We start from the raw sequence: 24,472 nt of genomic DNA on the forward strand, positions 1-24,472 counted from the left end.
TCTTAAAAGAAGCCGCCACCGCCACCGCCGAAACCACCCCCGCCAAGACCGGCGGGCATCTGTGGCGGTTCGTATTTCATTGGGACGTCGCTTTCTTGTGAGGCGAATGAGTTGGCTCGAAAGGCTTTGATTAATTCTTCGATTTCACGATGAACTTCGTAGGTCGACGAAATCACAATGCAGGGACGGTCACCCGGACCGGGGGCCATTGTGCTGTTTCCACCCAGTGCTTCCCAGCAATCCGGGGTGACGGTCGTCTGGATCATCTGCATCAGCGAATCGTAATGACCGTTGAGACCGAGTCCTTCGAGCCAGTACACGCGGTTGAGCAACTTGCTTTCGGCTGCCTCGACTGTAGTTACCGTAGGGATGTTGTTGAACACCGTCAGTACCAAATCAAAATCACGAAGCATGGATTTCATTGAGTCGTAGACGGGGACGGAATTAACTGCAAAAGTGACGCCAAGCTCTGCATCGAGTCCAATCTCTTCTAAAGCTCGTCGATCGATTTGGAAGCTGATTTCGGTTTCGTTTTCGAAGACTCGGATAGCGTCTTCAAGCGGTGTGTCGATGAACGATTGGCTTGTCTGTTGCGAAATTTTGTTAGCAAGTTCTAACATCGAATCATTGTCGGCATTCAACCAAAGGTCCGTTCCGATCCCGCGATGGACGAGCTGGCTGGGATTTGCCGTGATCACCAATCCTTCGTTTTGGACGACTGCCTTCAAGCCAAGGGGATCAAGTATTTTTCGCAGAACGGTTCGAACCGGTTCCTCGTTGGCCTCATACTTGACCGTTCGATCACGATCCAACTGAGCGAAGTCGAATGCGCGAACATCCATTATCACCGGTAGAGACAACTGTTCCTGAAGCGTACTTGCCAAATCACCGACGGTTGAATCGACGGTAAGGTCACCGAAGCGATCCAGCTCACTTTGTACTCGTTTGGCGACTTCCGAAGCTGGCGAACCGTTTCGGTCCGTATCAGGGTTGGGCATGTCGGCTTGGGCAGTCGTTGCAGGCGAGGACTCACTCGCCGGGGTAACCGCAATCGTTTCCGTGCGTACGAGTTCCGTCGAAGTTGCTTGGTTGTTCGCGACCGTGATTTCGGGGGCGTCACCGGAAGCCGCATCGACCAATCCGTCGATGGGCGTCAGTAGCAATAGGGTGAGCGTGCCGGCTGCTGCGGCGCCACCGGCGAGGTTCCAGGGAGACATAAGACGCTTTCCTGTTGAGAGAAGGGGATTGACGAGACTTTCGGGGATTGGCGGATGGGGAATCGATTTCGCGGAACCGAATGCGTGTAGAAACTGGCTCGACGCAAGCGATGCTTCCGCGGAACCGACGCTCGTCGTAACTGCGGAAGTGAACGCTAAAAGCGGGACAACGCCGCGCCGACGCAGTCGACCGGCAAGCAACTTTCGGCCGCGTTGTAGCCTGCCACGTATCGTCCCGACCGAGGTTTGAAATCGCTCGGCCATCGTTTCGAGCCGCAGCCCTTGGTAAACCTGCATGACCAAAACGGTTCGGTATCGATCCGGCAGTGCCGCGAGTTCTTCATCGAGAATCACCGCGTCATGTTGGGCCGCGATTTGATCCAGCGGATCGTCTGAGACCGACAGTGCGCCGGAGCATTCGAGTTGCTCGGTCGATTGTTGTAGCTCGATCGATCGTTGCAAGGTTGCCATGGAAGCTCGTTGTGCGACCCGGTGCAGCCATCCGGGCAAGCACTCGGGACGTCGGATTTTGTGGCCATTCTTTGCCAACAACAGAAACGTGGTTTGGTACGCATCTTCCGCATCGGCCGGGCAACGACATTTGCGCCGACAAACGCTCAGCACCATCACGCTGTAACGTGAGACAAGTTCGGTAAACGCCTCGGACAGCTTGTCACGCGACCAAGCGTCAAGCAGATCGGCATCGCTCGATGCAGTGAGATCTGCCTTCTTGATCGCCGCAGCCAAAGTGGGCTGAAATTCGATAGATGGGGTGCTCTGGTTCATGGTTCGTACCATGGTAGTGCAGTCAATCGAGGTGGCGGCGCGCAGGAAAACTGAGGAATCACAAAGTTTTTCCAGACCACCGATGGCCGAGAAGATTTCCCTGGCAGCTCCGTGTTTCAAAGCGGGGCAGTGAAGGAACGGCGTGCCCGCGAAACACGCCACCGATCGCACGAAACCTGAGCCGTACGAGCCACCTTCGGAGACTCAGATTGAGCTTACGGGGAGGTGAATTTGCAGTGGCGACAGCTTGTGCCGGGACAGTGGCGAATACGAATCGGCGCGTTTCGTGTTCGGCGCGGCGCAACTACGATACGCCTAGATTCAACGCACCGATTTCATGGGAAATGATCTATGCCGCTCCGTCGCTTCCACCTCGTGATTTGCTTTGCCGGTACTGTCGGCCTTCTGTCTTTTGGGTTGACCAGAGCCGCGTCTCCTTCCGAATCGAGTTCCGTCAAATCGGTTACGGCGGAATCAAATGGCGACGGGAGTTCGGGGAGTGATTTAGATAAGAACGCGAAATCGAACAGCTGGGACATTGAGACCCCCTCCGGGAAAGCTTCGGTGCAAACGATCGATGTCACCGAAGGCACATGGATGAACCTTGATGTCAGCCCCGATGGGAAGCAAATCGTTTTTGATCTGCTCGGCGATCTGTACACGATTCCCGTCGACGGCGAACAACCACGCACTCCGACGAAATTGACCTCGGGCATCGGTTGGGATATGCAGCCCCGGTATAGTCCCGACGGAAGCTGGATCGCATTTACCAGTGACCGAATGGGCAAGAACAAACGTGCCGGCGACAATCTTTGGATCATGCGTGCCGACGGTAGCGACGTTCGCCAGGTCAGCAATGAAACGTTTCGCTTGCTGAACGGACCGGCATGGTCCCCCGACGGCGACTACCTGATCGGACGCAAACACTTTACCAGTCGGCGATCACTCGGGTCGGGTGAAATCTGGATGTATCATCGGGCCGCCAAAAGCGCCGAAGCGATGGCAGGAATCCAGCTCACACAAAAGCCGAACGAACAAAAGGACGTCAACGAACCGGTTTACTCACCCGACGGAAAGTATATCTATTACTCTCAAGACACCACGCCGGGAAACACCTTTGAATACGACAAGGATTCACACGGCCAGATTTACACGATCAAGCGTTTGAATCTCGAGGACGGAACCACCGAAGCGTTTGTGACCGGGCCCGGAGGCGCTTGCCGTCCGACACCATCACATGATGGAAAATCGCTTGCCTTTGTTCGCCGCGTCGATGCGAAAACGACGCTGCATGTGCTTGACCTGCAATCCGGTGCGGTCCGCTTGGTCTACGACGAACTCGAACGCGACATGCAAGAAGCGTGGGCGATTCATGGTGTTTATCCCAATTTTGCTTGGATGCCGGACGATCAATCCATCATCGCTTGGGCCAAAGGAAAGATTCGGCGAATCGATATTCGGACGGGAACCGCAAGCGTGATTCCTTTTCACCTCGTCGATGAACGTGAAGTCCGCGATGCCGTTCGTTTCTCGGTCGAAGTCGCGCCGGAACGGTTCCCGGTCAAGATGCTTCGTTGGGTCAGCCAGTCACCACGCGGCGATCAAGTCGTCTATCAAGCACTTGGCAAAATTTGGCTCAAGGACTTGCCCGATGGCCAGCCGCGACGCTTGACCACACAGACCGACCATCATGAGTTTTACCCCAGCTTTTCGCGTGACGGAAAGCACCTTGTTTACTCGACCTGGAACGACGAAACGCTTGGTTCGATTCGCGTCGCTGCGGTCGACAAGACAGGGACACCCGAGGAACAGCAAACATGGACGGTGACCAAAGAACCCGGCCATTACCTCGAACCGACGTTCTCTCCCGATGGGAAAACCATCGTGTTCGTCAAATCCGGCGACGGTTATTTAAGATCACCCCTGTGGTCGCGCGAACCAGGTTTGTACAAAGTCGATGCCCATGGTGGTGAAGCCGAACGCCTGCTCGATTCGGGACACTCTCCACAATTCGCAAATGATAGCGATCGTGTTTACTTCTTGAAGTCGAATCGTGGTTCGGATGCGGATAACCTCCGACTGTGCTCGGTCGGACTCGATGGTGACGACGAACGCGATCACCTGAAAAGCCAATGGGGAACGACGTTTCGTGTCTCACCCGATGGGAAATGGGCGGCCTTCATTGAACGATTCAACGTCTATGTCACACCGCTGGTCAACGCCGGAAAGGCGATTGATATCGGTCCCAAAGGATCTGCCATTCCGATCGCAAAGGTCAGTGAACAGGCGGGGGACTGGTGCCACTTTTCCGGTGACAGTTCAAACTTGGTATGGGCACTCGGCCCAACGCTCTATCGCAAGCCACTCGACCAAGCATTTGGCTTCCTTGGCGAGGATCCGGCTGATGATTTAGTTGCAGACGCGACATCTGCGGAAGCGACAAAAACGTCGGCGACTGACAACGCACCGACCGGCGAGCCGACGACGAGCCCCGAACAAATTGCGATCGGTTTTGAAACAACGACCGCCGCCCCAGAAACTACCTTTGCGTTCGTCGGCGCCAAAATTGTCACGATGGGAGAACAGGGGGTTATCAATCCGGGCACGATTGTGATCCGTGGTAACCGGATTGAAGCACTCGGACCAAGAAATGAAGTCACGATCCCTGACGAAGCAACCATCATTCAGACACCGGGGATGGTCATCCTGCCAGGTTTGGTTGACGTCCACGCACACGGTCCGATGTCTAGCGATGGAATTACCCCGCAACAAAACTGGGTCAACTACGCGCGGCTGGCCTTTGGCGTGACGACCGTCCATGATCCCTCGAACGACACCGGCGGTACGTTCTCGGCAATCGAGATGATTCGTGTCGGAGAAACGCTCGGACCGCGTACCTTTTCTACCGGAACGATTTTGTACGGTGCCGCGGGCAGCTTTAAAGCAGAAATTGAAAGCCTCGAAGATGCCAAGTTCCACCTCCGGCGGATGAAAGCTGCCGGCGCCTTTAGCGTCAAGAGTTACAACCAACCGCGACGCGATCAACGCCAACAAGTACTCGCCGCGGCACGCGAACTCGAGATGATGGTTGTTCCCGAAGGCGGATCAACCTTCATGCACAACATGACAATGATCGTCGACGGCCACACCGGTATCGAACATACGTTACCGGTGCAAACGGCGTATGACGACGTCTTCGATCTTTGGCGCGGCACCGATGTCGGCTATACACCGACGCTCTGTGTCGCCTACGGAGGTATCTCGGGCGAGCGTTACTGGTATGAAGTCGATGACCTCTGGCGACATCCACGACTGAACAGTTTCCTGCCGCCACACAAGTTGCATCAAACTCATCGACGCCAAAAAGCACCGCTCGAAGATTACAACCACATTCGTGTCGCTGAGATTGCCAAGCAAGTTGTCCGGGATGGCGGTTTGGTCCAAGCCGGCGGCCACGGTCAACTCAATGGGATCGATACCCACTGGGAACTATGGAGTTTTGTTCAAGGTGGGATGACGCCGATCGAATCATTGCGATGTGGGACGATCAACGGTGCGAAGTACCTTGGGCTCGACGATGACATCGGCTCACTGGAAGTTGGCAAACTTGCCGACCTCGTCGTCATCGAACGCGGTTTTGATCCGACCGAAGAGATCCGGCATAGCGAAAAGGTCGAATTGGTGATGATCAATGGGCGATTGTTCCGCGCCGAAACGATGCAAGAAATTGGCGGTCAACAACAACCGGCTCCCAAATTCTTCTTTAGCAACGGACAGACGATGGTCGCGCCGATCATGTCACAAATGCGAGGCTGTGAATGCAGTCGTCCCGGCGGATTGCCCGACTGGATGATTCGCTCTGACCGCTAACGCCCGCCGGCTGATGAGCCGAACCCGGACAATGGGTTTAGACGGAGCACTCGCGGATTGGTGAAGCAAAAACGCAAGTTCAAAGCTAATGCATTGCGGTTGACGACAACGTGGGGTCGCTGGCCCCGATGCCTACGGTCAACCAACCGTCTCGGATATCGATCCATCGGACCCGATAGGACTTTCCTGCAAACGCGTCGACCTTAGCGTCTGATGGAATCGTTAACGGTTGATTCAACAATGTTTGCGGAAATGCTTCGGCAAAGCCCTGTTTGATCGAATTGCGCAAACCGGCTTGGGCGACCGAAAGACGCTTGGTGCCAGGGAAGTTGATTTGAACCTCCTCGGTTCGATCGAGAACGAACGTGCCGTTTTCAGACGAAACGACACGGTAGGGGGCGACGATCTCGAGCGGTCGCTTCAGTTCGCGTGAACCCTGCGAAAAACGTGTTCCGCGAATACCCAGAACCAGCTTTCCGTTTCGAGATTCAAAGATGATCGGTCGTGAACGATCGAAATCAATCTCGAACTCTTCCTCCGATGCGCCCTCGCTTGCGGCGCTCGTCCGGCCCGATCGCTCGATCAATTGATCCAAGTCAGACTTGCGCAGGGTTCGACCGGCAAGGTAACTTCCCAACGTGTTGTCGATCACCGACTCGTGAATTTGAATCGCGATCTCGGCTGGAGTTTCGATCGCCGGCGGTGTCGAGGGTGAGGCAAGTTGGTTGCCCTTGCGGATCGTCGCCGATGCAATGATCGCTTCCCCGGTGGAACCGACCTGCCGCTCGGGTTCATCAAAGTCCAATCGGTTCAGCCACACACGGAGCTTGCCTAACAAGTCTGGCGAAGGATCCGAAGATGCCTGTTCGGTCTCGTCGGCGAACTCGTCACTGACGCGCCGGACTAACTTTCGGTGCGCAATGCGATCTGCCAGCGGTTTTTGTTCGGCGGCTTTCTTTCTTGCGATCCGTCGGACCAGGCGCAAGCGATGCTCGATTGAGTTGACATCCGTTTGCAGCGACGCATCGGTCATCACGGGACCAAACGAGAGCCCATTGTCATCGATTTCGACCATGCGGGTCGAGTTCACAAAGGCATTACTTGTCGTACGAATTCGGACGCCACGATTGAAGCCAATGTTGTTGGTCGAGACCGTTCCTGTGAGCGCTAATCGGACTCGGATGCTACCGACCGATGGTTCCAGTTCGGCAAGCACTGATCCGTTCATCGTTGCATTGCCGTAGATGCTGGTCCCGAGGATACAATCTCGAACCGGAGTCGTTTGGTCGACTGACCGATTGATCGCCTGCTGCACCACAGATTCGTCAACATGCAAAACAACGTTCGGTGAAGAGAACAACTGACGCGATTGATCGACTAAGGCGACGTGTTGATCGGTACGTTCAAGCAGGTCAAGCATTAAACGTAGCGTCGCAATGTCATCCGGCGTGGGGGATTGCTTGATGTCGGCCCACTGGTCGGAAAAACGTTCGAGTTGTTTGCCAAGCGCGTTGCCAATGACATCCTTGCGTCGATACCGTAACGCGTCACTGTATTGATGGGCCGCCGAACGCAATCGATCGATCGGACGGATTTCCAGACCGGGGAAGACGCCGGTCGCACGACGCGCGACCTTATCGAGGTTTTCTGAAATCGTTCGGTCGTTCGCCTCCGAATCAATCGACCGTACGACCGGTTCGATTGCCAGATAGGTCATCCACGCGGCGGCATTGTCTTCCGATGTCGTCTTTGACAAATGCCCGCGCAGTTCTTCGACCGCCGATCGGAATGCTTCACGGCTCTGATCGACGTCGGCGATGCGTTCGGGATCGATTTGATCGACCGACTCTCGTGCCGACGTCTCAATCGGCAGATACCACTGCTCGGCCCGCGCGACTTGCCCAGTTCCCAACAGGCCAGATCCTAACAGGCCGACGCCGGTCACCACCAACGATGCGGCGCACCGCCCCAAAGCACTGAACCGATTGGAAAAAAACGACAAACGTGATGGTGTGAACGGACCAGCCATGGAGAAGTTCCCGGGTGCAAAATGGGGTCGAAAGTTAACCCAACAAGAGAAGATAGTGAATTTAAAGCGGCTTTGCAGGCGTGGTTCTTCGGCAATACAGATTTTCGACGCTGAGCGATCCGGTGAAACGGCACAACACGCCGCCCGAATCGAATGTTGGGTACGATCCGCAATCACCACTGCACTCAGCAACGCCCTACGGGCGGATCGCCATGCCGACAGGCCACGTCGTGACAACTGGAGGGCCAACCGAGACCGTCGGCGGATTACCTGACTGAGCCACGGGTCCCCGTCGCGATTCGTAAGTCACCATCGGGGACAAAGTTACCGCTGAGCAGATCTGTCAGTTTAGCTTTCGCGCCGCGTTCGTTGGGTTGTTCCATTCCCGGCGGGCTTCCCCAGAGCAATTTCGTATTGTTGCCGGTAATCAGGCTTAGTTGAGGCACGATATTCATCCGAGGATCGCCACTGACGGTGATTTTTGCGATCTGAATCCGGTCGCTGACGGCGGACAGCAAATTAGCCAACATCGCGGCCGATTCCACACGCCGATCCCCAAAGGGCGTTCCTTCGTTGCCGTTAGGAAACACCTCACTGACTTCGATATGTATCAAACGTCTCGTGTCGTCGAGCGTCATTTGGTCGGTGGGCAACATGTACCCTTCGCCGTCGAGGGGAAAGTAGAGGTCGTTGATCCCGCCGTTGATCGAATAGCCCAAGTTGGTCAGGTGGTTTTCAATGTCACGCAACCATCGTGATTCGCCGGTGACATGGAACGCTGCCACGGGGCGGCGGTATTCCATATCGATTTTGAAGTTCCCATCAGGAAGCTTGGCAATCGAGCGAACTTCGCGGACCCAGGGATGGTTTGAAAACGCCGAGGCTAGTTTTGCGGTGGCTTCGCGATCAAGTGGCGAAAGGTCCGCAAGACGTGTGGACTGATAAACTTGTTCGACCAAATTGGTTCGTACAAATTCATGGGGCTCGGTGACGACAATCTTTGCCGGATCGATACTTTGATGCTTGGCCGCGAAATACGTCGAGAACCAATGGGAGTAGCCAAAATAGGAAGCGGCTAACAATGCCATTGGCCAGATCAGAGCCCACGCAGCGGGCGCCTTGACTAACCGACGCAGCAGCCTTCGGATGGGCCGAGGGTCAGCATCATCGGTTTGCGCCATCGTGTCGGACCGTCAGTTTGCGTGAAACACGCCATCGGATCCGAGGACACATCGCCGCTTCACCTGATCCGAGGAACTTATTTCCTGACGCTCTACCAAATCTGTAGATTCAGTTGCAAGTCGATCCCGGTTTGAAGAAGCACTTGCTCGCGAACTCGGTCGATCAATTTCAAGCACTGATCGCTGGTCGCACCTTGATGTGCGATCAAATAGTGCGGCTGAGCGTTATCGAGTGAAACGTCGCCTTCTCGAATTCCTGTTAAGCCCACGTTCTGAATCAATTCGCGAGCGGAAATCGTATCGGGGTCGATAAACGGCATCGCAATGCGATCGATGTCAGCAGGCCGCGAGGAATTTCGAGAGATCCAGAGTTTCTGCAGTCGTTTGGTCAGCGCCGCCGAATCGCCGGGGTCGAGTTCGAAGTCCACTTCGACGATCATCGATCCGGTCAACGAGGTCTTTCGGTAGGTGAAACCAATGTCCTCTTGCGAGATTTCGCGGATCGTACCGTCCGATTCAACGACACGAATCGCCTTGACCACTGGGCTGATGTCGCGGCCACCGCTGGAGACGTTGCCGACGACGGCTGCACCGACGGTTCCGGGGATGCCGACGAGGTGTTCCAACCCACCCAGGCCTGCGCCGACGGCTTTGACAACCGCATGCGACAGTTGGGCTCCCGCACCGGCGGTCAGCCGGTTGTCATTGATCGATAAACCGCTGGTTGCCGCGGCAGCCAGCGAAATGACGACGCCGTCGAATCCTGATTCACGGACTAGCACATTGCTACCCGATCCAAGGAGTCGAACAGGCAAATCGTTCTCGGCCGCCCAAACGACGATCGCGGCGACTTGGTCAAGATCGACCGGTTCGGCAAAAAAGTGTGCCGGACCGCCGATCCCCAACCAAACCAGGGGAGCGAGCGATTCGTCGGAGCGAACGACATGTTGAAGGCTTTCTGGAATCATGCCTGGATAATACCGCAGGGATCATTTCATGCCAGTGGGACTCACACCAGCCTTCTCGGACTTTACACGGCCGGCGTGCTCTTTAGCCGCGGGGGGAGACCGAACGCAACAGATTGCGAACCGGTTGCTTGGACTGATAGCCCTTGAGCAATTGTCGTTTCCACTGGCCGGCGTTGGTGCGCGAAAACACGATGATTTGCGGCAGCATGCGCTCGCCTTTGGTCAATTGATCAACCAATTCCGAGTTTTCGTCTCGATTCAATACCGCAACGCTCACGTCATCAAACTCACCGGTGGCAGCCATCGGTTCTAGCGTGGATTGCTTCAGGACGTTGCAGGCAGGGCACCACGGTGCGCTGACGACGACCATCAAAGGCTTACCTTCCTTGACCGATTCCTTGTACGCCTCTGCGTAGTCGGTCTTGATGGGGGCTGATGTAGCACTTCCAAGCAATACAGCTAACAGCAACGAAACCATTCCGAGCTCCTCGAATTTTAGCATGGATACCGATCGACGGTCCGCGATTCAATTTGCGGGACTTGAAAGCCATTGCGTTCGATTGAATGTTGATTTAGATGAGTGAATCATTCATCCGAACACGCCGTCGAGGGCGATTCATTCGTTGTTGTCCACGCCGTTCCAATCCGTTGTGAGCGCTGCCCATTCTTTTGGGCGCCATGGTGGCCAACAGTGTGCCCTAATGGGAGATCGTCCAACTACAGATCTTTCCCACATCGGTGGCTCCCAGAACCATTCTGGGAAACCTGGGGCAACCCTGCCGGAACTGCCGCTCCGGAAGGTTGGGCGGAGTATATGGATGCCCGGACCGGCATCAAGACGCTCCCCTCAGAAATCTGCAAATAAGCTGGATCCGACCCGGCGGAAAAATTGAAATAACTTAAGACAAACTGGCCATAAAGTCGCTAAGCTTCGAACAGCCAAGCAGTTGAAGCGTGCCAAAAGGTGTGCCCCGAGTCAGTAAGCAATCTGTACACAAGTGTACCTAACCGACGGAATGAAAGGCTGCCCCCCTGATGATCGTTGCAGTACCCCCGATTTTTCTAGGTGTGACGTGGCAGTCACCGGATTTTTCGAGGCCAATTAGATGAGGCTTCGTGTCGGATTGATCGGGTTGGGCGAACACTGGCAGTCACGCTACCGTCCGGCCCTTCGCGTCCTGGACGATCGTTTCGACGTTCGTGCGGTTTACAGCACGATTTCCAAGCTCGCTGAATCGACCGCGGAAGAATTTCAGGCGGATCCGATCGACGGTTATCGCAGCTTGGTCTATCGCTGCGATATCGATGCCGTATTGATACTCAAGCAATGTTGGCTTGGCTGGCTGCCGGCGATGGCCGCCTGCCAAGCCGGCAAAGCTGTCTATTGGGGCGCGGGACTGGATTTTGATCCTCAGGGTCAACAGTCCGTCCGCAAGACGATCGAACAGAGTGGCGTTGCCTTCATGGCCGAGTTGCCAAGGCGATTCGCACCGGCCACCCTGCGTTTGAAAGAGCTGATCGCCACCAGGCTCGGTGCCCCGCGTCTAATTCGCGTGCATCGACAAGCGATCGCGGCCGATTCTTCCACGCATCTCGGCCCGGGAGCCTGTCGAACCGACGATAGCGAATTGGTCGAACTGGTCGACTGGTGCCGCTATATCGTCGGTCGGTCGCCGACCGCGGTCAGTTCCGTTTGTGAGGAAGACCTGTTTCAGTCGCTAGTCCTGAACTATGGCAAAGCCGATCAAAATCGCCAACGCAGTGCGATCGCGGAAATCGCCACCGATAGCACCTTGCCGGCCCAATGGAAAGAAGCAGCCAGTTTCCGATCCCCGGCGGCAATGAAGGTGCAATGCGAGAATGGTGTCGCGTTTATCGATTTGCCCAATACGCTGGTTTGGTTTGATGACGCGGGCCGTCACGTCGAGTCACTGGAAACCGAGTGTCCGGTTGGTGAGCGGATGCTTCGACAATTTCATCGCAGCGTGACTAGCTTGGTCCTCGATCTCAACGGCTTAGTCGATGCCTATGAGGCAGCCAGCGTCGTGCAAGCGGCGCGTCAAAGTCACGAAACGGGATGCCGGGTCGACTTGGCCGAGAATCGTTAGCAAGCGTTTGTCGCTAGACGTCGGTTGCTTCGTACCGATCGCTTAATAGACCATGATTGCCCGCACCGTATCCCGACGACCGTTGTAATACACGTCTTCGCCGGCACGAAGGTATCGAAGCGGTTTGCAGACCCGCTGAGCCGAGCACAGCCGAACCGGACCTTCTCGGTGTGTGATCACAATCTTTCCCGATCGCAACAACACCATCAGTGCGTCGCAATCGTCGATCGATTTTGAAGCGGGAAAACCAGCGGGCCGATAAGGCAATGTGATAGTGTTCATGTTCCGATCGTTGCGCCACCTGTGACACGGTTGGTCCGTACGCCCGCTGGCTGACAAGCGAGAACCATCAAGGCCGCTTTGACGGGAATTGCTGAATTTCTACGGAGGCCAATCTGGAAGCTGCGTTTTCCGTCCTATGTTTTCCCAGGGTCCGCGCCAGACACCGTGTTTCACGGCACCAAGTGTTCTAACAGCGTGTTTTTTCGGGCGGCAAAGTCCGCTCGAACAACACAACGCGACAGACCCGCACAATCGAACATCACGACACGGGTCTGCCCGAGGGCAGCAGCGAGGAAACGAACGATGGCCACGCGATCCATGCCAGGACGAGCGGACAACCGCCAAGATCAATTCGAAGAAATCAAGTCGCGAATTCACGGCAAGCTGGTCGACAAACTCGACTTGTCGCGTGTCGGTGACATGCAGGGTGAAGCGCTAAAACGCGAAATCCGAGTGGTCATCGAACACTTATGCGACGCCGAAGACACGTTGCTCAATCGACAAGAGCGTGAACGAATCGTCGACGAAGTCTTGGACGAGACCTTCGGCCTCGGCCCCCTTGAGTTGATTCTCAAAGATCCCAAGGTCAGTGATATCTTGATCAACGGTCCCAAGAACATCTACGTCGAAAAAGGCGGCCAGATGCAGAAGACCGATGTCGAGTTTCGTGACGGCAAGCATCTGCTACAGATCATCGACCGAATCGTCAGTAAGGTCGGCCGCCGCGTTGACGAAACATGTCCGATGGTCGACGCGCGACTTGAAGACGGTTCGCGGGTCAACGCGATCATTCCTCCGCTTGCGCTCGATGGCGCCGCGGTCAGTATTCGGCGTTTCGGTAGTAATCCGCTCAAACTCGAGGACCTGCTGAACTACAAGGCGTTCACGCCTGAGATGGTGATGCTGCTGGAAGGTTGTATCAAGGCACGACTGAACTGCATCATCGCCGGCGGTACCGGTTCGGGTAAGACGACGTTGTTGAACACCCTGTCATCGTTTATCGGCCATTCCGACCGGATCGTGACGATCGAAGACGCGGCCGAATTGCAACTTCAACAAGACCACATTGTTCGGCTGGAAACCCGTCCGCCAAATATCGAAGGCAACGGTGCGGTGACCGCGACCGATCTGGTCAAAAACGCCCTGCGGATGCGTCCCGAACGAATCATCATCGGTGAGTGTCGTGGCGGGGAAACGTTGGACATGTTGCAGGCGATGAACACCGGTCACGACGGATCGTTGACGACGATTCACGCCAACACGCCTCGCGACGCGATCGCCCGTCTGGAAACGATGGTCATGATGGCCGGCTTCGAACTGCCGGTCAAAGCGATCCGTCAACAGATCTCCGGTGCGGTCGATGTTTTGATTCAGGCGAACCGATTACAAGGTGGACCGCGTCGCGTGACGGCGATCACGGAAGTCGTCGGGATGGAACAAGAGACAATCGTCCTGCAAGACATCTACAAGTTCGAACAGAAAGGGATTGGTGAAGACGGCAAGGCGTATGGCACGTTTGAGTGCACCGGCGTCCGTCCCAGCTTCATGGACAAACTTGAAGCCGCCGGCGTCCGCCTGCCTTCGAGTGCCTTCCGTGAACGCACGATGATGAATGCTTGATCGCCGCTCACGACCTCTCATTGATCCAACTTTCTGAGACTTTCCCTCCTATCATCAAGATCCCATGACGACTGTCATTCTTATTGCCGTCGGCGTCTTCGTGGCGTCCCTGGTCGCCTTGGCCGCAACCGTGTTAGTGCCGGGCAGCGACAATACGGCGACCGAAGATCGGCTTGCTCAAATGGCATCCCGTCGTCGTGGCGGTGGTGGACCCGACGGCGAAGACGAATCGAGCTCGCTGCTGCTTGATGGTGGTTTTGATGACGCCAAAGGTTTCTTGTCGAACCTCACTGAGAACCTTCCCGGCATCGGCGACTACCTGGATCAGGCCGACGTTCGCATGCCACCGGCGCAATTCGTGATGATCTGCCTTGCGGCCTTTGGATTCGGCGTCGCAATTTGTCTCGCCAGTCCCTTTAAGCTGCTCGCATTCTTCGTCGGCCCGGTGTTTGCCGCCGTTCCCTTTGGATGGCTGATGTTGAAACGACGCAGTCGGCTCAACAAATTCGGCAAACAGATGCCCGAAGCCCTCGAATTACTCGGCCGATCTCTACGGGCCGGTCACTCGCTCAACGCGGGCTTCGGTTTGGTTTCCAAAGAAATGGAAGATCCGTTGGCGCGAGAGTTCGGACGCGCGTTCGAAGAACAAAACCTTGGGATCCCGCTCGACGAAGCGATCGAGGACATGGCCGATCGCGTTCCCAACATGGACCTTCGCTTTTTTGCGACCGCCGTCGTGCTACAGCGACAAACCGGAGGTGACTTGGCCGAAATCCTTGACAAGATCGGGCACCTGATCCGTGAACGACTTCAAATTCTCGGCCAGATCCAAGCGTTGACCGGGGAAGGTCGAATGAGTGGTGCGGTGCTTCTAGCGCTGCCTCCGGTTCTGTTTCTCGTGATGCTGAAACTGAACTACGAGTACGTGATGATGCTGTTCACCGATGAACTCGGACGCTACATGCTTGGATTTGGCTTGCTGACCCAAATCATCGGCGCAATCGTGATCAAGAAAATTATCACGATCAAAGTTTAATCGCGTCTCGACACCCAACATCACCAGACAAAACCGGCTCGCCAGCCTCCCTCGGGGACAACATGATGACTCTCTTACTCGCAGTTACGATCAATCCGATCTTCCTGACCGCCGGAGCGATATTCGCCTTCGTCACGTTCGGAACTTGGTTTGTCCTCAACCGAATTTCCGGTGACGATAAACCGCGCGCCGAGGCGCGTTTGGACATGATGCGGAAACGTCGTGCGTCGGGTGCGACCGGAGAAGGCGGCGACGCATCGCGTTCCAAGAACGAAGCGCTCACGGCCTACCTCGAACGCGCCGCGACACCACTGGCCGATAAGGTCAGCGGGAACGAGAAAGAGATGGGCCAGCTTCGCGAAAAATTGATGAACGCAGGTTTCCGTCGCGAAGCCGCACCGGTCGTCTTCAAAACCATTCAGCTCGGAACCGCCGCCTTCGGACTGTTCGTCGGTAGCACCTATGGATTGCTCGCCGATGGTTTCGGACAAGACATGATCATCAAGGTCGGTGGCGGATTGATCATCGGGTTTATGATTCCCAAGTTCGCGTTGGACTTCCTTGCCAAGAAACGCATGGAACGAATCTTCCTCGGGCTTCCCGACGCGCTTGACTTGATGGTCGTCTGCGTCGAAGCTGGCTTAGGGATGGACCAAGCACTGCGCAAAGTGGCCGAAGAGATGGAGAAAAGCCACAAAGACATTGCCGAGGAATTTGGAATCGCGAACAAGCAACTGCAGCTCGGACGTACCCGCAGCGACGTCCTGCAAGCACTCGGTTTCCGTAGCGGTGTCGATGACCTGAAACAGTTGGCGTCGATCTTGATCCAAGCCGACAAGTTTGGTTCGTCGATCTCGGCAGCCTTGCGTGTCCAATCGGATGCGATGCGAACACGACGTCGTCAGATTGCCGAGGAAAAGGCAGCCAAGACGGCGGTCAAGATGATCTTTCCGCTCGTCTTGTTCATCTTCCCGGGGATCTTCGTCGTCCTGGTCGGGCCCGCAGGTATCAGCATGTATCGCAACATGCTGAGCCAGTGATCAGTTGTTCGTGACGGGTTTTCGAGCCACCGTCATCTGCCCGTCGGCGACCAAGCGATCGGCGTACTGAATCATCGTGAACTCGCCGCCGCGAAACCAGTGCAACAGTGGCGACACGTAATCCTGCGGCGGGAATTCAGCCGGTCGCGGGCCATCCCAAGCGGTGCTCTCCCAACTGCGACGATTGGGATTGAATTGGTACTCGCCGCCTAGGCTGCACTGCAAATCGGCATCGAGTACTTGTCGAACGCGAGAGAAGGCATCTTCGGGGAGAACTTCCAGTTGTCGCGTCAGTAAGTTGAGGAACTCCGCACCGGCGACGCTGCTTCTTGCCGCCCGTTGATAAAGCTGGTTGTTGACCCAGCCCTCAAGTTGGCTCCCGTACAAGCTGCCAACGCGACCACGAACGGTCGCCGCTTCGGCCACTTCGGTTGCTTCTAAGAAAGGTAGCGTCGACGTCAGCACTTCGTCCTGAAACGAAAGGACGCTGAAACCACCGCCGGTGTAGCGATACAAACCACCGATCAAACGGCTCATCCCCGGACCGACCGGACGTCCACGACCGAGCCCCAGCGGAAGTCGATCGAGCGCCCCCGGCTGAGGCCAAGCACCCAGATAACCGGGGAGACCTCGCAGCGACCGATAGATATTCAGCAACCCGTCAAAATCTTCGGGCTCGGGTGGGAAGTTGTCCTTGATCCCGACGAATAAATGTGTCGGCGGACCCAGTTGATCGCTCGCCACATGCGCCTGGAGCGTGACAATGTCATCGGGTGCCGATCGGATTGCGACCTTCGTCGGCGGGCCGAGTTGTTTTGCCCAGCGTCCATATTTTTCCGGCGTCAATGGGGCGATTTCTGCGTGGACGGTGATCCGTTCGAGCGCCGGCGCCCCCGGGACTTCGTCGCGGCGGACGGCAACAATGATCGGATCCATCTGCGGAAATCGTTCGCTGTATTCGCCGGCGATCGACGAGTACCAACGGGCTTCCTGTTCGGTGACCTGATCGATTTCGACATCGGCGATCGGCAAAAACGAGCCGCGTGCCCCGCGCATCGTGTCGATCACGCGTTCGCCCAGCGTTACCACGCCACTGCCATCGGGTCGCTTGCCAAACGAGAGCGGCAAGAACCCTTCTTCGATTAATTCCTCGACACCAAGCTGGGAAGGTTCACCGCCGATGCCTTCGGATGCGGCGGCAAGCCTGGCTAAATGGACGAGTGACACATCGCTCTCCGCTGCCGACCGACGTCGGAGTTCGATCATGTACTCCGGAGAAACTAAACCTTGTAGCATCTGTGGCGAGAAGTACGCGAAGATCGTGTCATCGCGTTCGACGGGAACCAATGAACGTGACAGTCGAAATGAATCGGTCGCCGCTAGCGACTGTTTCGATTTCCCGACTTCATAAAAACGACGCACTAAAGTCTTGCTGTTGGTGATTAAAAAGTAGCCGTCGTCTTCGGCTAAAAACGATCGGATGGAGTTGTCTGGCTTGGACAACAAAGACACCTGATGGCCATCGACGTCCACTTTTTTTAAGGTCAACTTGTCGTCTTCGGCCGCGCGAGTCGACCGATCATTGTTGAGCGACGATCGCAACAGAAACGCATTACTGGCTTTCAGGATCACGCCCATTGATGAGCCATCATTGGTAAACAGATCGCGTCCGATAACCGCTTGGTCTTGAACGACCGTCGCCCCGAGCATCCGCGAAAGTTGGTTGATCTTTGTCGCGATCTGATTTTGAAAACGTTCCGTCGACTCGTTCACCGTTCCCCGCAACGTCACCATTCTTCCGATGTCGCCGCCGTATTCGTCGGCCAAATCAAGAAACCAAAGGTAGTTGGTGAACGAACCGAAGCGGATGTAAAAACATTCCGGTGGAACCCTCGAAGCGATCGGTTCGGTGACGACGGCATCATCGATTTCTGGCAACGGTGATTGTTGCCAGCGCGGTGGGGCAGGCATCGCCACCGATGCTTGCGGATCCGAACTCGGTCCCGGCGCATTTTGATCGTTTAACCCTGCGGCGGTGCGACGAAAGATATGCCGAGTGATCTCTTCGGCCCCGCCGAGATACTTCAGTGTTTCTAACAGCGGGTCGGATTTTTCTTCACTTTCGATGAACCAATCGGGCAGCCCATTGCCGGTGCGACCGCTAAGCATCGCGACCAAATAGGTTTCAACCCAAGGGGGATAGTCGCCGCCGTCGATCAGTGACTTCGCCCGCTCGATATAGGCGACCCACCACTGATTCATCCCCGTCGCGTGAAGGGTCGCGTCTAACTTGGGAACCAACTCGTACGTTCCGATTTCCCCGCCTTCGTCGGAAAGGTCGACGGTCATCGGAGCGTCGCCGGTGAACAAGAATGTGATCCGCCGGGCCACGATTTGGGTTTGCGGTTGATCTTCGTCGGTCAACTCACGAATCAGCTTTCCCAATCGACCGAGCAACCGCCCGTTGCCAGGCTGAGGAACCGGCCGTTCACTCGCCGGCGTGATCGGGATCTCGATGTCCTCGACGACCGGATAGTGAATTCTTCCGGAAGCACTTGAGACACTCAGCGGCGCCGTTTTTTTTCCGACCAACGGGACCGCCAAAGGTAACTCGATAATCGCAACGCCGTAACGATGGGGGCCGGCATTCGATCCCGACGCCGCAGTGTTTTTCGGTGCGGCGATCGCCGACGCCAATACTTCGACGGCGTCTGCGTTTGACGCCGGCAACACGCAGGCCCCAATGAATATCCCCGCGATCGTGATTGTGGTTCGAACGAGTCGTTGTGAATCGTGATAAAAAATCATTCGATGGCTTGTTTGTGACGGAATCGAAACGCCCGGTCGTCAGAATCTACTGTCTCGGCGATACTGGCAGGCTGTTTCGCACCATTATCCCCCAGCACACCAACTTTGAATAGGCAAATCGTGGACAGTCCCTCCCGCAGCGGTGTTTTTCAGTCCAGCACCGACGCCCGTTTGGAAGCTTTCGCCGAGTCGATCAGTTTCGACAAGCGGCTGTATCGCCAAGACATTCGGGGATCGATCGCACACGCGGAAATGCTGCAAAACGTGGGGCTGATCAGCGGCGATGACTTCACCAAGATTCGTGACACGCTGCGTCAAATCGAGACGGAAATCGAAGCCGGCGACTTCCCCATTCGCTTGGAACTCGAAGACATCCACATGCACATCGAGTCGGTTTTGATCGACCGGATCGGCGACGTGGGCCGCAAACTTCATACCGCTCGTAGTCGAAATGACCAGGTGAGCACTGATGCTCGGATGTGGATTCGCGAGCAACTTGATCATGTTTCGGCATTGCTGGAAGAACTGCAGAAAGCGTTTCTCGGTCGCTGCGAAGGCGACTTCGATGTCATCCTGCCTGCCTACACCCACCTTCAGCGTGCCCAACCGGTGCTGGCCCCCCATTACTGGCTGGCCTATATCGAAAAGTTCCAACGCGATCGCGATCGCTTGGCCGATTGTCGGCGCCGGGTCAACGAATGCCCGCTGGGCGTGGCGGCGGTTGCCGGCACCACGTTACCGATTGACCGACAACAAACCGCCAAGGCGCTGGACTTTGAAGGCGTCACGGCCAACAGCTTGGACACCAGCAGCGACCGTGATTTCATCATCGAGAGCGCGTTCGTGTTGTCGATGATCGCGTCGCACCTCTCGGGCTGGGCCGAAGAATGGATCCTTTGGAGCACCGTCGAATTCGGATTCATCAAAATGCCGCACCAATTCTGCACCGGCAGCAGCATCATGCCGCAAAAGGTCAATCCCGATACACTGGAATTGACCCGTGGTAAGTCGGCGCGAGTGATGGGCAACCTGCAAACGTTGATGCTGTTGGTCAAGAATCTGCCATTGGCTTACAACCGCGACCTGCAAGAAGACAAGCCACCCTTGTTCGATTCATTCGACACCGTGACGGCGATGTTGGAGTTGGCGGTTCCGATCGTCGCCGGCAGCGAGCTTCAACGCCAGCGGATCGCAAGCCGAATCGAAGAAGGCTACCTGGACGCGACCACGCTGATGGAGTGGCTGATCAAAAAGGGCATCCCACAACGCACCGCGCACCACGCCGTCGGCGCGATCGTCGGTGCCGCGATGGATAAGGGGGTTCCGCTGGCCGAATTGACGATCGACGAAATGCGGCAACATGCCCCCGAAGTCGACGAGTCGATTCTCGAAAGCCTGGGCACCCAAAACGCCGTTTCAGCCTTCGTCAGTTACGGGTCAACTGCACCTGACGAAGTCCGCCAACAGATCAAGCGTTGGCAACAGCGGTTAGCCTGAATCAAGGGGCTTTCGCTTAACGATTGCGCGAGTGCTTCCGATCAACCGGGAAAGCGTTAGCTCGCCGTAGTTGGTCAAGGCGTTGCTCGGCGAGAAGTCGTTCCATCACCGGCAACTCGGTGTAGTACATCGCACTCGGGTCGATTCCCCGCTCGTCTAGCCAGTGCAAATGACGTCTCATCTGCGGTTGCCGTGCATACGCCGGCAAGACGACCAACCAGACGATAGCCAGCATTGCCATGATTGCCGAAAACGATCCTGCTCGGACGACCGTCGTACGCTTCATCATGGCGCCACCGAATCGGCAAAGACAACCTTGAACATCAACCATGCCATCGCGAGCGTCAGGATAAGGTTCAAGGATTGACCACTAGCGTACAAAACGAGTGGCTTACCACCTTTGAGCTGGGGTAGCAATTGTCGGAAGTTCGTTTCCAGTCCAATGCTGACGAACGCCAAACAGAAAAACCACCCGCGAAGTGTCTTGGTCGAACCACTGATCATCGCGCCGATCAACTCGGGCCCTCCGAGCAGCGTTGAATAGAGAATCGAAAACAAAATCGACATCGAAACAAATCCCAGCACGAACTTGGGGAATCGATACCAGATCTCAGAAAGGCCGATTTTGGGACCCGATTCATCGCGTTCGACGTAGGTCACCCAGTAGATTGCGACACAGAATGCAGTGACCCCGATCAAGATGTTTTGGATCATTTTGACCGTCGCGGCAACTTCTAATGCTTCGTCCCCCAAAACGGCACCGGCCGCGGCAACCGCACCGGTCGAATCGATCGTTCCACCCAACCAGGCCCCACCTAAGATCGGATCTAATCCCAGTGCTTTGATCACCACCGGCATCACCGCCATCATGATCACGGTGAAACCAAGTGATAGCCCGATCGAAAGCGACAGTTCTTCCTTCTTGGCTTTGCAAGCCGCCGCCGTGGCAATCGCAGCCGACACGCCACACACCGACATGTCTGCCGAGATCACCATGTTCAACGATTTCGACCGAATCTTGAGCACCTTTTGACCGAAGATAAATGTGCTGACAAGCACAACGGGAGTCACTACCCAGGCGACGAAGACACCGGGAAGCCCGAGCGCCAACAGACGACTCATCAAAACCTCAGCCCCGAGCAGCACCAACCCTGTCTTGATAAAGAACTCCGTGAGCGCGGCCTTCCGTAACCAGTCCGGTGTTCCAAGGGTGTTACTAACGATCAAGCCAACCAACAATGCCCAGAGCGCGTATTCCAAATTGTAAGCCTTGATCACGCTCTGGCCGGCCAGCACATAAGCGAACGTTGCCAACGCGAACACGATCGGAAAGCCCATTAAAAACGCTTGCCCAGATCTGCTGCGAATTTGGTTCGCGGCGGCAAACAATACGCCAATGATCACAAACACGCCCAAGATACCTTGCCAACTTGAGCCGATCGATTGCAGCGGATTGGAATCCCACTTCCCCGGCTTGGCGATCCAATCTTTCAGTGGGCTGACCACTTCGATGGGATCCTGAGCGACGATGCTTTCGGCCAACCCGTCTGGCTTCGCAAACCAGACGGCCGCGAAAGCGATCGCCAGTAATATTGCGGCGCACCAAATCGCCCACCAATCTTCGCTCGTCGTCATGTCCTGCCACAAACTCTTTCGTTCATCCGGCAGCGTCACGCGATCACTCGGATCCGTAGGATCGGGAACGGTCCCTGCGGTGTAAGGGTTTAGGTCTGAGTTTGTTTGGTCCGAGGATTCGTGTTTAGAAGACATAGGCGGGGCGGAGAGGGGGAGGGGCGAGTGATGCGTTAAAGGCCTGAACTGGAGAGTGACTCACTGGCCCGGCGTTCGACCGCTCGATTCATGCCGGACCGAACGAGACCGAGCAAGCGGATAAGCTCCTTTTGTTCTTTCCGTTTCATTTCGCTCATGACTTCTTTTTCAAGGTCACGAAGCAGGTCGACCACCGGGGCAACAACTTGACGGCCTTTCGGGGTAATGTTGACGTAAACCGTTCGCCGATCGGATTCTGATCGTTCTCGGGTTACCAGTTCGCGTTTCAACAAGCGATCCACCAGTGCCGTCACCGCCGGAACGACTTGTACCAGGCGCTCGCCGATTTCGCCGCAACTGAGCGGACGATCTTCCATGTCTAGGATGCGAAGCAAGTTGTACTGCGAAAAAGTTAGGTCGTGCTGGCGGAAGAAACGCGCGAGATAATTGTCCAATTGGTCGCCGGTGCGTACCAAACTCAGCATCGCTTCTTGGTCGACACTGGCGAACGGTTGGCAGCGGCGGAGCTCTTGCGACAAGTCAGTCATCGACAAATCCAAGCGAAAGACGCTAAAAGAGTAACCGGGAATCAGTTGACGCGAAAATACTTTATCAATAAAGTATTAGCAGGTCAATCTTTGATGCACGTTGTTTTCGACGGTTGTCCGTTCTCGTTTTCAAGTCGTCTCGGCAAGGGCGCCGTTCTGTGATTGTGTCGTTCCGCGACGCGACATGCCGAGGCTTACGTACCGCTTTGACCTCCGGAAATCGCTTCATGCCTTCGACTGACACGACATCGCTTGAGATGGATTCAACCGCGATTCCGACGACTGCCATCATCGGTGGCGGTTTCAGTGGCACGCTCGCGGCAGTCAACCTCGTCCGATTCGCGAAAAAGTCGCAGCGTGTCGTCATCGTCAACTCAGGCCGTCCCTTTGGCCGGGGAACCGCCTATGGGACGACTCGGAACGAACATTTGTTGAACGTCGCGGCTCGGAATATGTCCGCTTTTCCTGATCACCCGTCGCATTTTTTTGAATGGTTACGGTCCCGCTGCGAATACGATGCGATGGATGACACCACGCTACGGGAAACGTTTATCCCGCGACGGATCTACGGTGATTACATTCGCAGCCTTGCGGCGCATTATCTCGGCGACGCCGATCCGCGATCGAAGGTGCGCTGCGAAGTCATCGAAGACTGTGCGACCGACATCAAGCCACGCCAAGGCGAGAAGGGTGGGGTCGTGATGCTTGAAAACGGTGATCCGATCGAAGCCGAATCGATCATCCTGGCCACCGGCAATCAGCCGCCTGCGGGTTTGCCAGGGGCAAACAAGCTGGCCAACGATCGTCGGTACTGTGGCAACCCCTGGATGAATTGGCATGAAAACCTGCCGAGTGAAGACCAGCACATCATCATTTTAGGAACCGGTCTGACGGCGGTTGATGTCATCGTCACGCTTCGCCATAAGGGATGGTGTGGCAAGGTCACCGCGATTTCGCGAAACGGGATGCTACCGCAGCGGCACTTCCGCGGTATCGAATGGCCACACGCGGTTCCGGACGACGGGCAAACACGCTCGCTTAAAGAACTGGTGCGGCTGATTCGCCAGGACTGTGAACGGCTGCGCGGTGTCAGCCAAAACCCGGCGATCTCCGTTGATAAACTGCGCAGTCGAACTCAGCAACTGTGGAAAGCATTCACTCATGAAGAGCGGCAGCAATTCTTGAGGAAATACGCGGCGGATTGGAACGTCATTCGTCACCGCATTGCCGGGCCGATTCATGACGCGGTCACCGACGCGCTCGACTGTGGCCAGCTCACCATTCGGCCGGCGACGATTGAATCACTGGCATCCGGTGAAAACGGAATCGAGATTCATCTGGTCGGCCGAGACGGCGAGAAAAAGATGATCGAAGGCGACGTCGTGATTAACTGCACCGGGCCAAAGTCGCGGTTTTCTGATTCGAGCCTTTCTCTCTATCGCAATCTATTCGATCGAGGACTCGCGAAACCCGACTCTATGGACATGGGAATAGCGGTGACAGATGACTTTGAAGTTCTTGACCGGAGCGATCATGTTTCGTCGTTCCTTCACGCGATCGGTCCGATCCTCAAAGGGACGCTTTGGGAAAGTGTCGCCGTCCCTGAATTACGACAACAAGCCTATCACGTCGCTAAGTCTATCCTCAACCAAGAACCCGCCACGATCGCCAAGAAGGACACGATCGAGTACAGCATTTAGACCTTCGTGGAC

General features: G+C 55.9%; 17 protein-coding genes. 7 read left to right on the forward strand and 10 right to left on the reverse strand.

Features of this window, described 5'->3' with window-relative positions:
• Window positions 1-2: 2 nt before the first annotated feature.
• Window positions 3-2,003 (reverse strand): RNA polymerase sigma factor, encoded by a 2,001-nt coding sequence (locus FYC48_RS05215; RefSeq protein ID WP_160149333.1) that lies wholly within the window; start codon window positions 2,001-2,003, stop codon window positions 3-5.
• A gap of 564 nt (window positions 2,004-2,567) precedes the next feature.
• Between FYC48_RS05215 and FYC48_RS05220 the strand changes: the two genes are divergently transcribed.
• A complete protein-coding gene (locus FYC48_RS05220; protein WP_235034075.1) occupies window positions 2,568-5,873 on the forward strand; it encodes an amidohydrolase family protein in 3,306 nt (1,101 codons plus the stop codon).
• Window positions 5,874-5,958: 85 nt separating this feature from the next.
• Here FYC48_RS05220 and FYC48_RS05225 read toward each other — a convergent pair whose 3' ends face one another.
• The 4 genes from FYC48_RS05225 to FYC48_RS05240 form a co-directional block, all read right to left on the reverse strand.
• On the reverse strand, window positions 5,959-7,902 hold the full coding sequence (locus FYC48_RS05225; protein ID WP_149495540.1) for a hypothetical protein: 1,944 nt from the start codon (window positions 7,900-7,902) through the stop codon (window positions 5,959-5,961).
• 266 nt (window positions 7,903-8,168) lie between these two features.
• Window positions 8,169-8,990 carry a cell division protein FtsQ/DivIB gene (locus FYC48_RS05230; protein ID WP_149495541.1) on the reverse strand — a complete coding sequence of 274 codons (822 nt, stop codon included), beginning with the start codon at window positions 8,988-8,990 and terminating at the stop codon, window positions 8,169-8,171.
• A 185-nt stretch (window positions 8,991-9,175) separates the two neighbouring features.
• On the reverse strand, window positions 9,176-10,051 hold the full coding sequence (locus FYC48_RS05235; RefSeq protein ID WP_149495542.1) for a UDP-N-acetylmuramate dehydrogenase: 876 nt from the start codon (window positions 10,049-10,051) through the stop codon (window positions 9,176-9,178).
• An 82-nt stretch (window positions 10,052-10,133) separates the two neighbouring features.
• Window positions 10,134-10,553 (reverse strand): thioredoxin family protein, encoded by a 420-nt coding sequence (locus FYC48_RS05240; RefSeq protein ID WP_230775648.1) that lies wholly within the window; start codon window positions 10,551-10,553, stop codon window positions 10,134-10,136.
• Between the two features lie 604 nt (window positions 10,554-11,157).
• Here FYC48_RS05240 and FYC48_RS05245 point away from each other — a divergent pair.
• A complete protein-coding gene (locus tag FYC48_RS05245; protein WP_149495543.1) occupies window positions 11,158-12,159 on the forward strand; it encodes a Gfo/Idh/MocA family protein in 1,002 nt (333 codons plus the stop codon).
• Window positions 12,160-12,201: 42 nt separating this feature from the next.
• Here FYC48_RS05245 and FYC48_RS05250 read toward each other — a convergent pair whose 3' ends face one another.
• Entirely contained in the window at window positions 12,202-12,441 is a 240-nt protein-coding gene (locus FYC48_RS05250; protein WP_149495544.1) for a hypothetical protein, read from the reverse strand.
• Between the two features lie 303 nt (window positions 12,442-12,744).
• On the opposite strand from FYC48_RS05250, the gene FYC48_RS05255 reads away from it, so the two are divergent.
• The 3 genes from FYC48_RS05255 to FYC48_RS05265 all read left to right on the forward strand — a co-directional run bounded on the left by FYC48_RS05255 (window position 12,745) and on the right by FYC48_RS05265 (window position 16,137).
• Window positions 12,745-14,061 carry a CpaF family protein gene (locus tag FYC48_RS05255; RefSeq protein ID WP_149495545.1) on the forward strand — a complete coding sequence of 439 codons (1,317 nt, stop codon included), beginning with the start codon at window positions 12,745-12,747 and terminating at the stop codon, window positions 14,059-14,061.
• A 64-nt stretch (window positions 14,062-14,125) separates the two neighbouring features.
• The gene (locus FYC48_RS05260) at window positions 14,126-15,097 is read left to right on the forward strand and encodes a type II secretion system F family protein (RefSeq protein WP_149495546.1); all 972 of its coding nucleotides are present in this window, start codon (window positions 14,126-14,128) and stop codon (window positions 15,095-15,097) included.
• A 65-nt stretch (window positions 15,098-15,162) separates the two neighbouring features.
• Complete coding sequence (locus FYC48_RS05265; RefSeq protein ID WP_235034076.1) at window positions 15,163-16,137, forward strand: type II secretion system F family protein; 975 nt, start codon at window positions 15,163-15,165, stop codon at window positions 16,135-16,137.
• Here FYC48_RS05265 and FYC48_RS05270 read toward each other — a convergent pair whose 3' ends face one another.
• Window positions 16,138-18,945, reverse strand: a complete 2,808-nt coding sequence (locus FYC48_RS05270; protein ID WP_149495548.1) for a hypothetical protein — start codon at window positions 18,943-18,945, stop codon at window positions 16,138-16,140.
• Window positions 18,946-19,065: 120 nt separating this feature from the next.
• On the opposite strand from FYC48_RS05270, the gene argH reads away from it, so the two are divergent.
• Window positions 19,066-20,442, forward strand: coding sequence for an argininosuccinate lyase (gene argH, locus FYC48_RS05275; protein ID WP_149495549.1), 1,377 nt, complete (start codon window positions 19,066-19,068; stop codon window positions 20,440-20,442).
• Between the two features lie 16 nt (window positions 20,443-20,458).
• Here argH and FYC48_RS05280 read toward each other — a convergent pair whose 3' ends face one another.
• Genes FYC48_RS05280 through FYC48_RS05290 form a run of 3 tightly spaced genes read right to left on the reverse strand, consistent with a single transcriptional unit; the run spans window position 20,459 to window position 22,760 of the window.
• Complete coding sequence (locus FYC48_RS05280) at window positions 20,459-20,731, reverse strand: hypothetical protein (protein WP_230775643.1); 273 nt, start codon at window positions 20,729-20,731, stop codon at window positions 20,459-20,461.
• Entirely contained in the window at window positions 20,728-22,212 is a 1,485-nt protein-coding gene (locus FYC48_RS05285) for a YeiH family protein (protein WP_149495550.1), read from the reverse strand. Before FYC48_RS05285 ends, FYC48_RS05280 begins: the two co-directional genes overlap by 4 nt.
• 35 nt (window positions 22,213-22,247) lie before the next feature.
• A complete protein-coding gene (locus FYC48_RS05290) occupies window positions 22,248-22,760 on the reverse strand; it encodes a MarR family winged helix-turn-helix transcriptional regulator (protein ID WP_149495551.1) in 513 nt (170 codons plus the stop codon).
• Between the two features lie 227 nt (window positions 22,761-22,987).
• Between FYC48_RS05290 and FYC48_RS05295 the strand changes: the two genes are divergently transcribed.
• Complete coding sequence (locus FYC48_RS05295; protein WP_235034077.1) at window positions 22,988-24,460, forward strand: FAD/NAD(P)-binding protein; 1,473 nt, start codon at window positions 22,988-22,990, stop codon at window positions 24,458-24,460.
• The last annotated feature ends 12 nt before the right edge of the window (window positions 24,461-24,472 follow it).

It is taken from the genome of Roseiconus lacunae, from assembly GCF_008312935.1.
GTDB lineage: Bacteria > Planctomycetota > Planctomycetia > Pirellulales > Pirellulaceae > Stieleria > Stieleria lacunae.

What these genes read in the sequence shown, in the direction of transcription:
- FYC48_RS05235 (WP_149495542.1), bottom strand. Translation starts at nt 10,051, where the DNA reads ATGATTCCAGAAAGCCTTCAACATGTCGTTCGCTCCGACGAATCGCTC.
- FYC48_RS05240 (WP_230775648.1), bottom strand. Translation starts at nt 10,553, where the DNA reads ATGCTAAAATTCGAGGAGCTCGGAATGGTTTCGTTGCTGTTAGCTGTA.
- FYC48_RS05280 (WP_230775643.1), bottom strand. Translation starts at nt 20,731, where the DNA reads ATGATGAAGCGTACGACGGTCGTCCGAGCAGGATCGTTTTCGGCAATC.
- FYC48_RS05255 (WP_149495545.1), top strand. Translation starts at nt 12,745, where the DNA reads ATGGCCACGCGATCCATGCCAGGACGAGCGGACAACCGCCAAGATCAA.
- FYC48_RS05250 (WP_149495544.1), bottom strand. Translation starts at nt 12,441, where the DNA reads ATGAACACTATCACATTGCCTTATCGGCCCGCTGGTTTTCCCGCTTCA.
- FYC48_RS05290 (WP_149495551.1), bottom strand. Translation starts at nt 22,760, where the DNA reads ATGACTGACTTGTCGCAAGAGCTCCGCCGCTGCCAACCGTTCGCCAGT.
- FYC48_RS05245 (WP_149495543.1), top strand. Translation starts at nt 11,158, where the DNA reads ATGAGGCTTCGTGTCGGATTGATCGGGTTGGGCGAACACTGGCAGTCA.
- FYC48_RS05285 (WP_149495550.1), bottom strand. Translation starts at nt 22,212, where the DNA reads ATGTCTTCTAAACACGAATCCTCGGACCAAACAAACTCAGACCTAAAC.
- FYC48_RS05260 (WP_149495546.1), top strand. Translation starts at nt 14,126, where the DNA reads ATGACGACTGTCATTCTTATTGCCGTCGGCGTCTTCGTGGCGTCCCTG.
- FYC48_RS05225 (WP_149495540.1), bottom strand. Translation starts at nt 7,902, where the DNA reads ATGGCTGGTCCGTTCACACCATCACGTTTGTCGTTTTTTTCCAATCGG.
- FYC48_RS05270 (WP_149495548.1), bottom strand. Translation starts at nt 18,945, where the DNA reads ATGATTTTTTATCACGATTCACAACGACTCGTTCGAACCACAATCACG.
- FYC48_RS05215 (WP_160149333.1), bottom strand. Translation starts at nt 2,003, where the DNA reads ATGAACCAGAGCACCCCATCTATCGAATTTCAGCCCACTTTGGCTGCG.
- FYC48_RS05295 (WP_235034077.1), top strand. Translation starts at nt 22,988, where the DNA reads ATGCCTTCGACTGACACGACATCGCTTGAGATGGATTCAACCGCGATT.
- FYC48_RS05230 (WP_149495541.1), bottom strand. Translation starts at nt 8,990, where the DNA reads ATGGCATTGTTAGCCGCTTCCTATTTTGGCTACTCCCATTGGTTCTCG.
- FYC48_RS05265 (WP_235034076.1), top strand. Translation starts at nt 15,163, where the DNA reads ATGACTCTCTTACTCGCAGTTACGATCAATCCGATCTTCCTGACCGCC.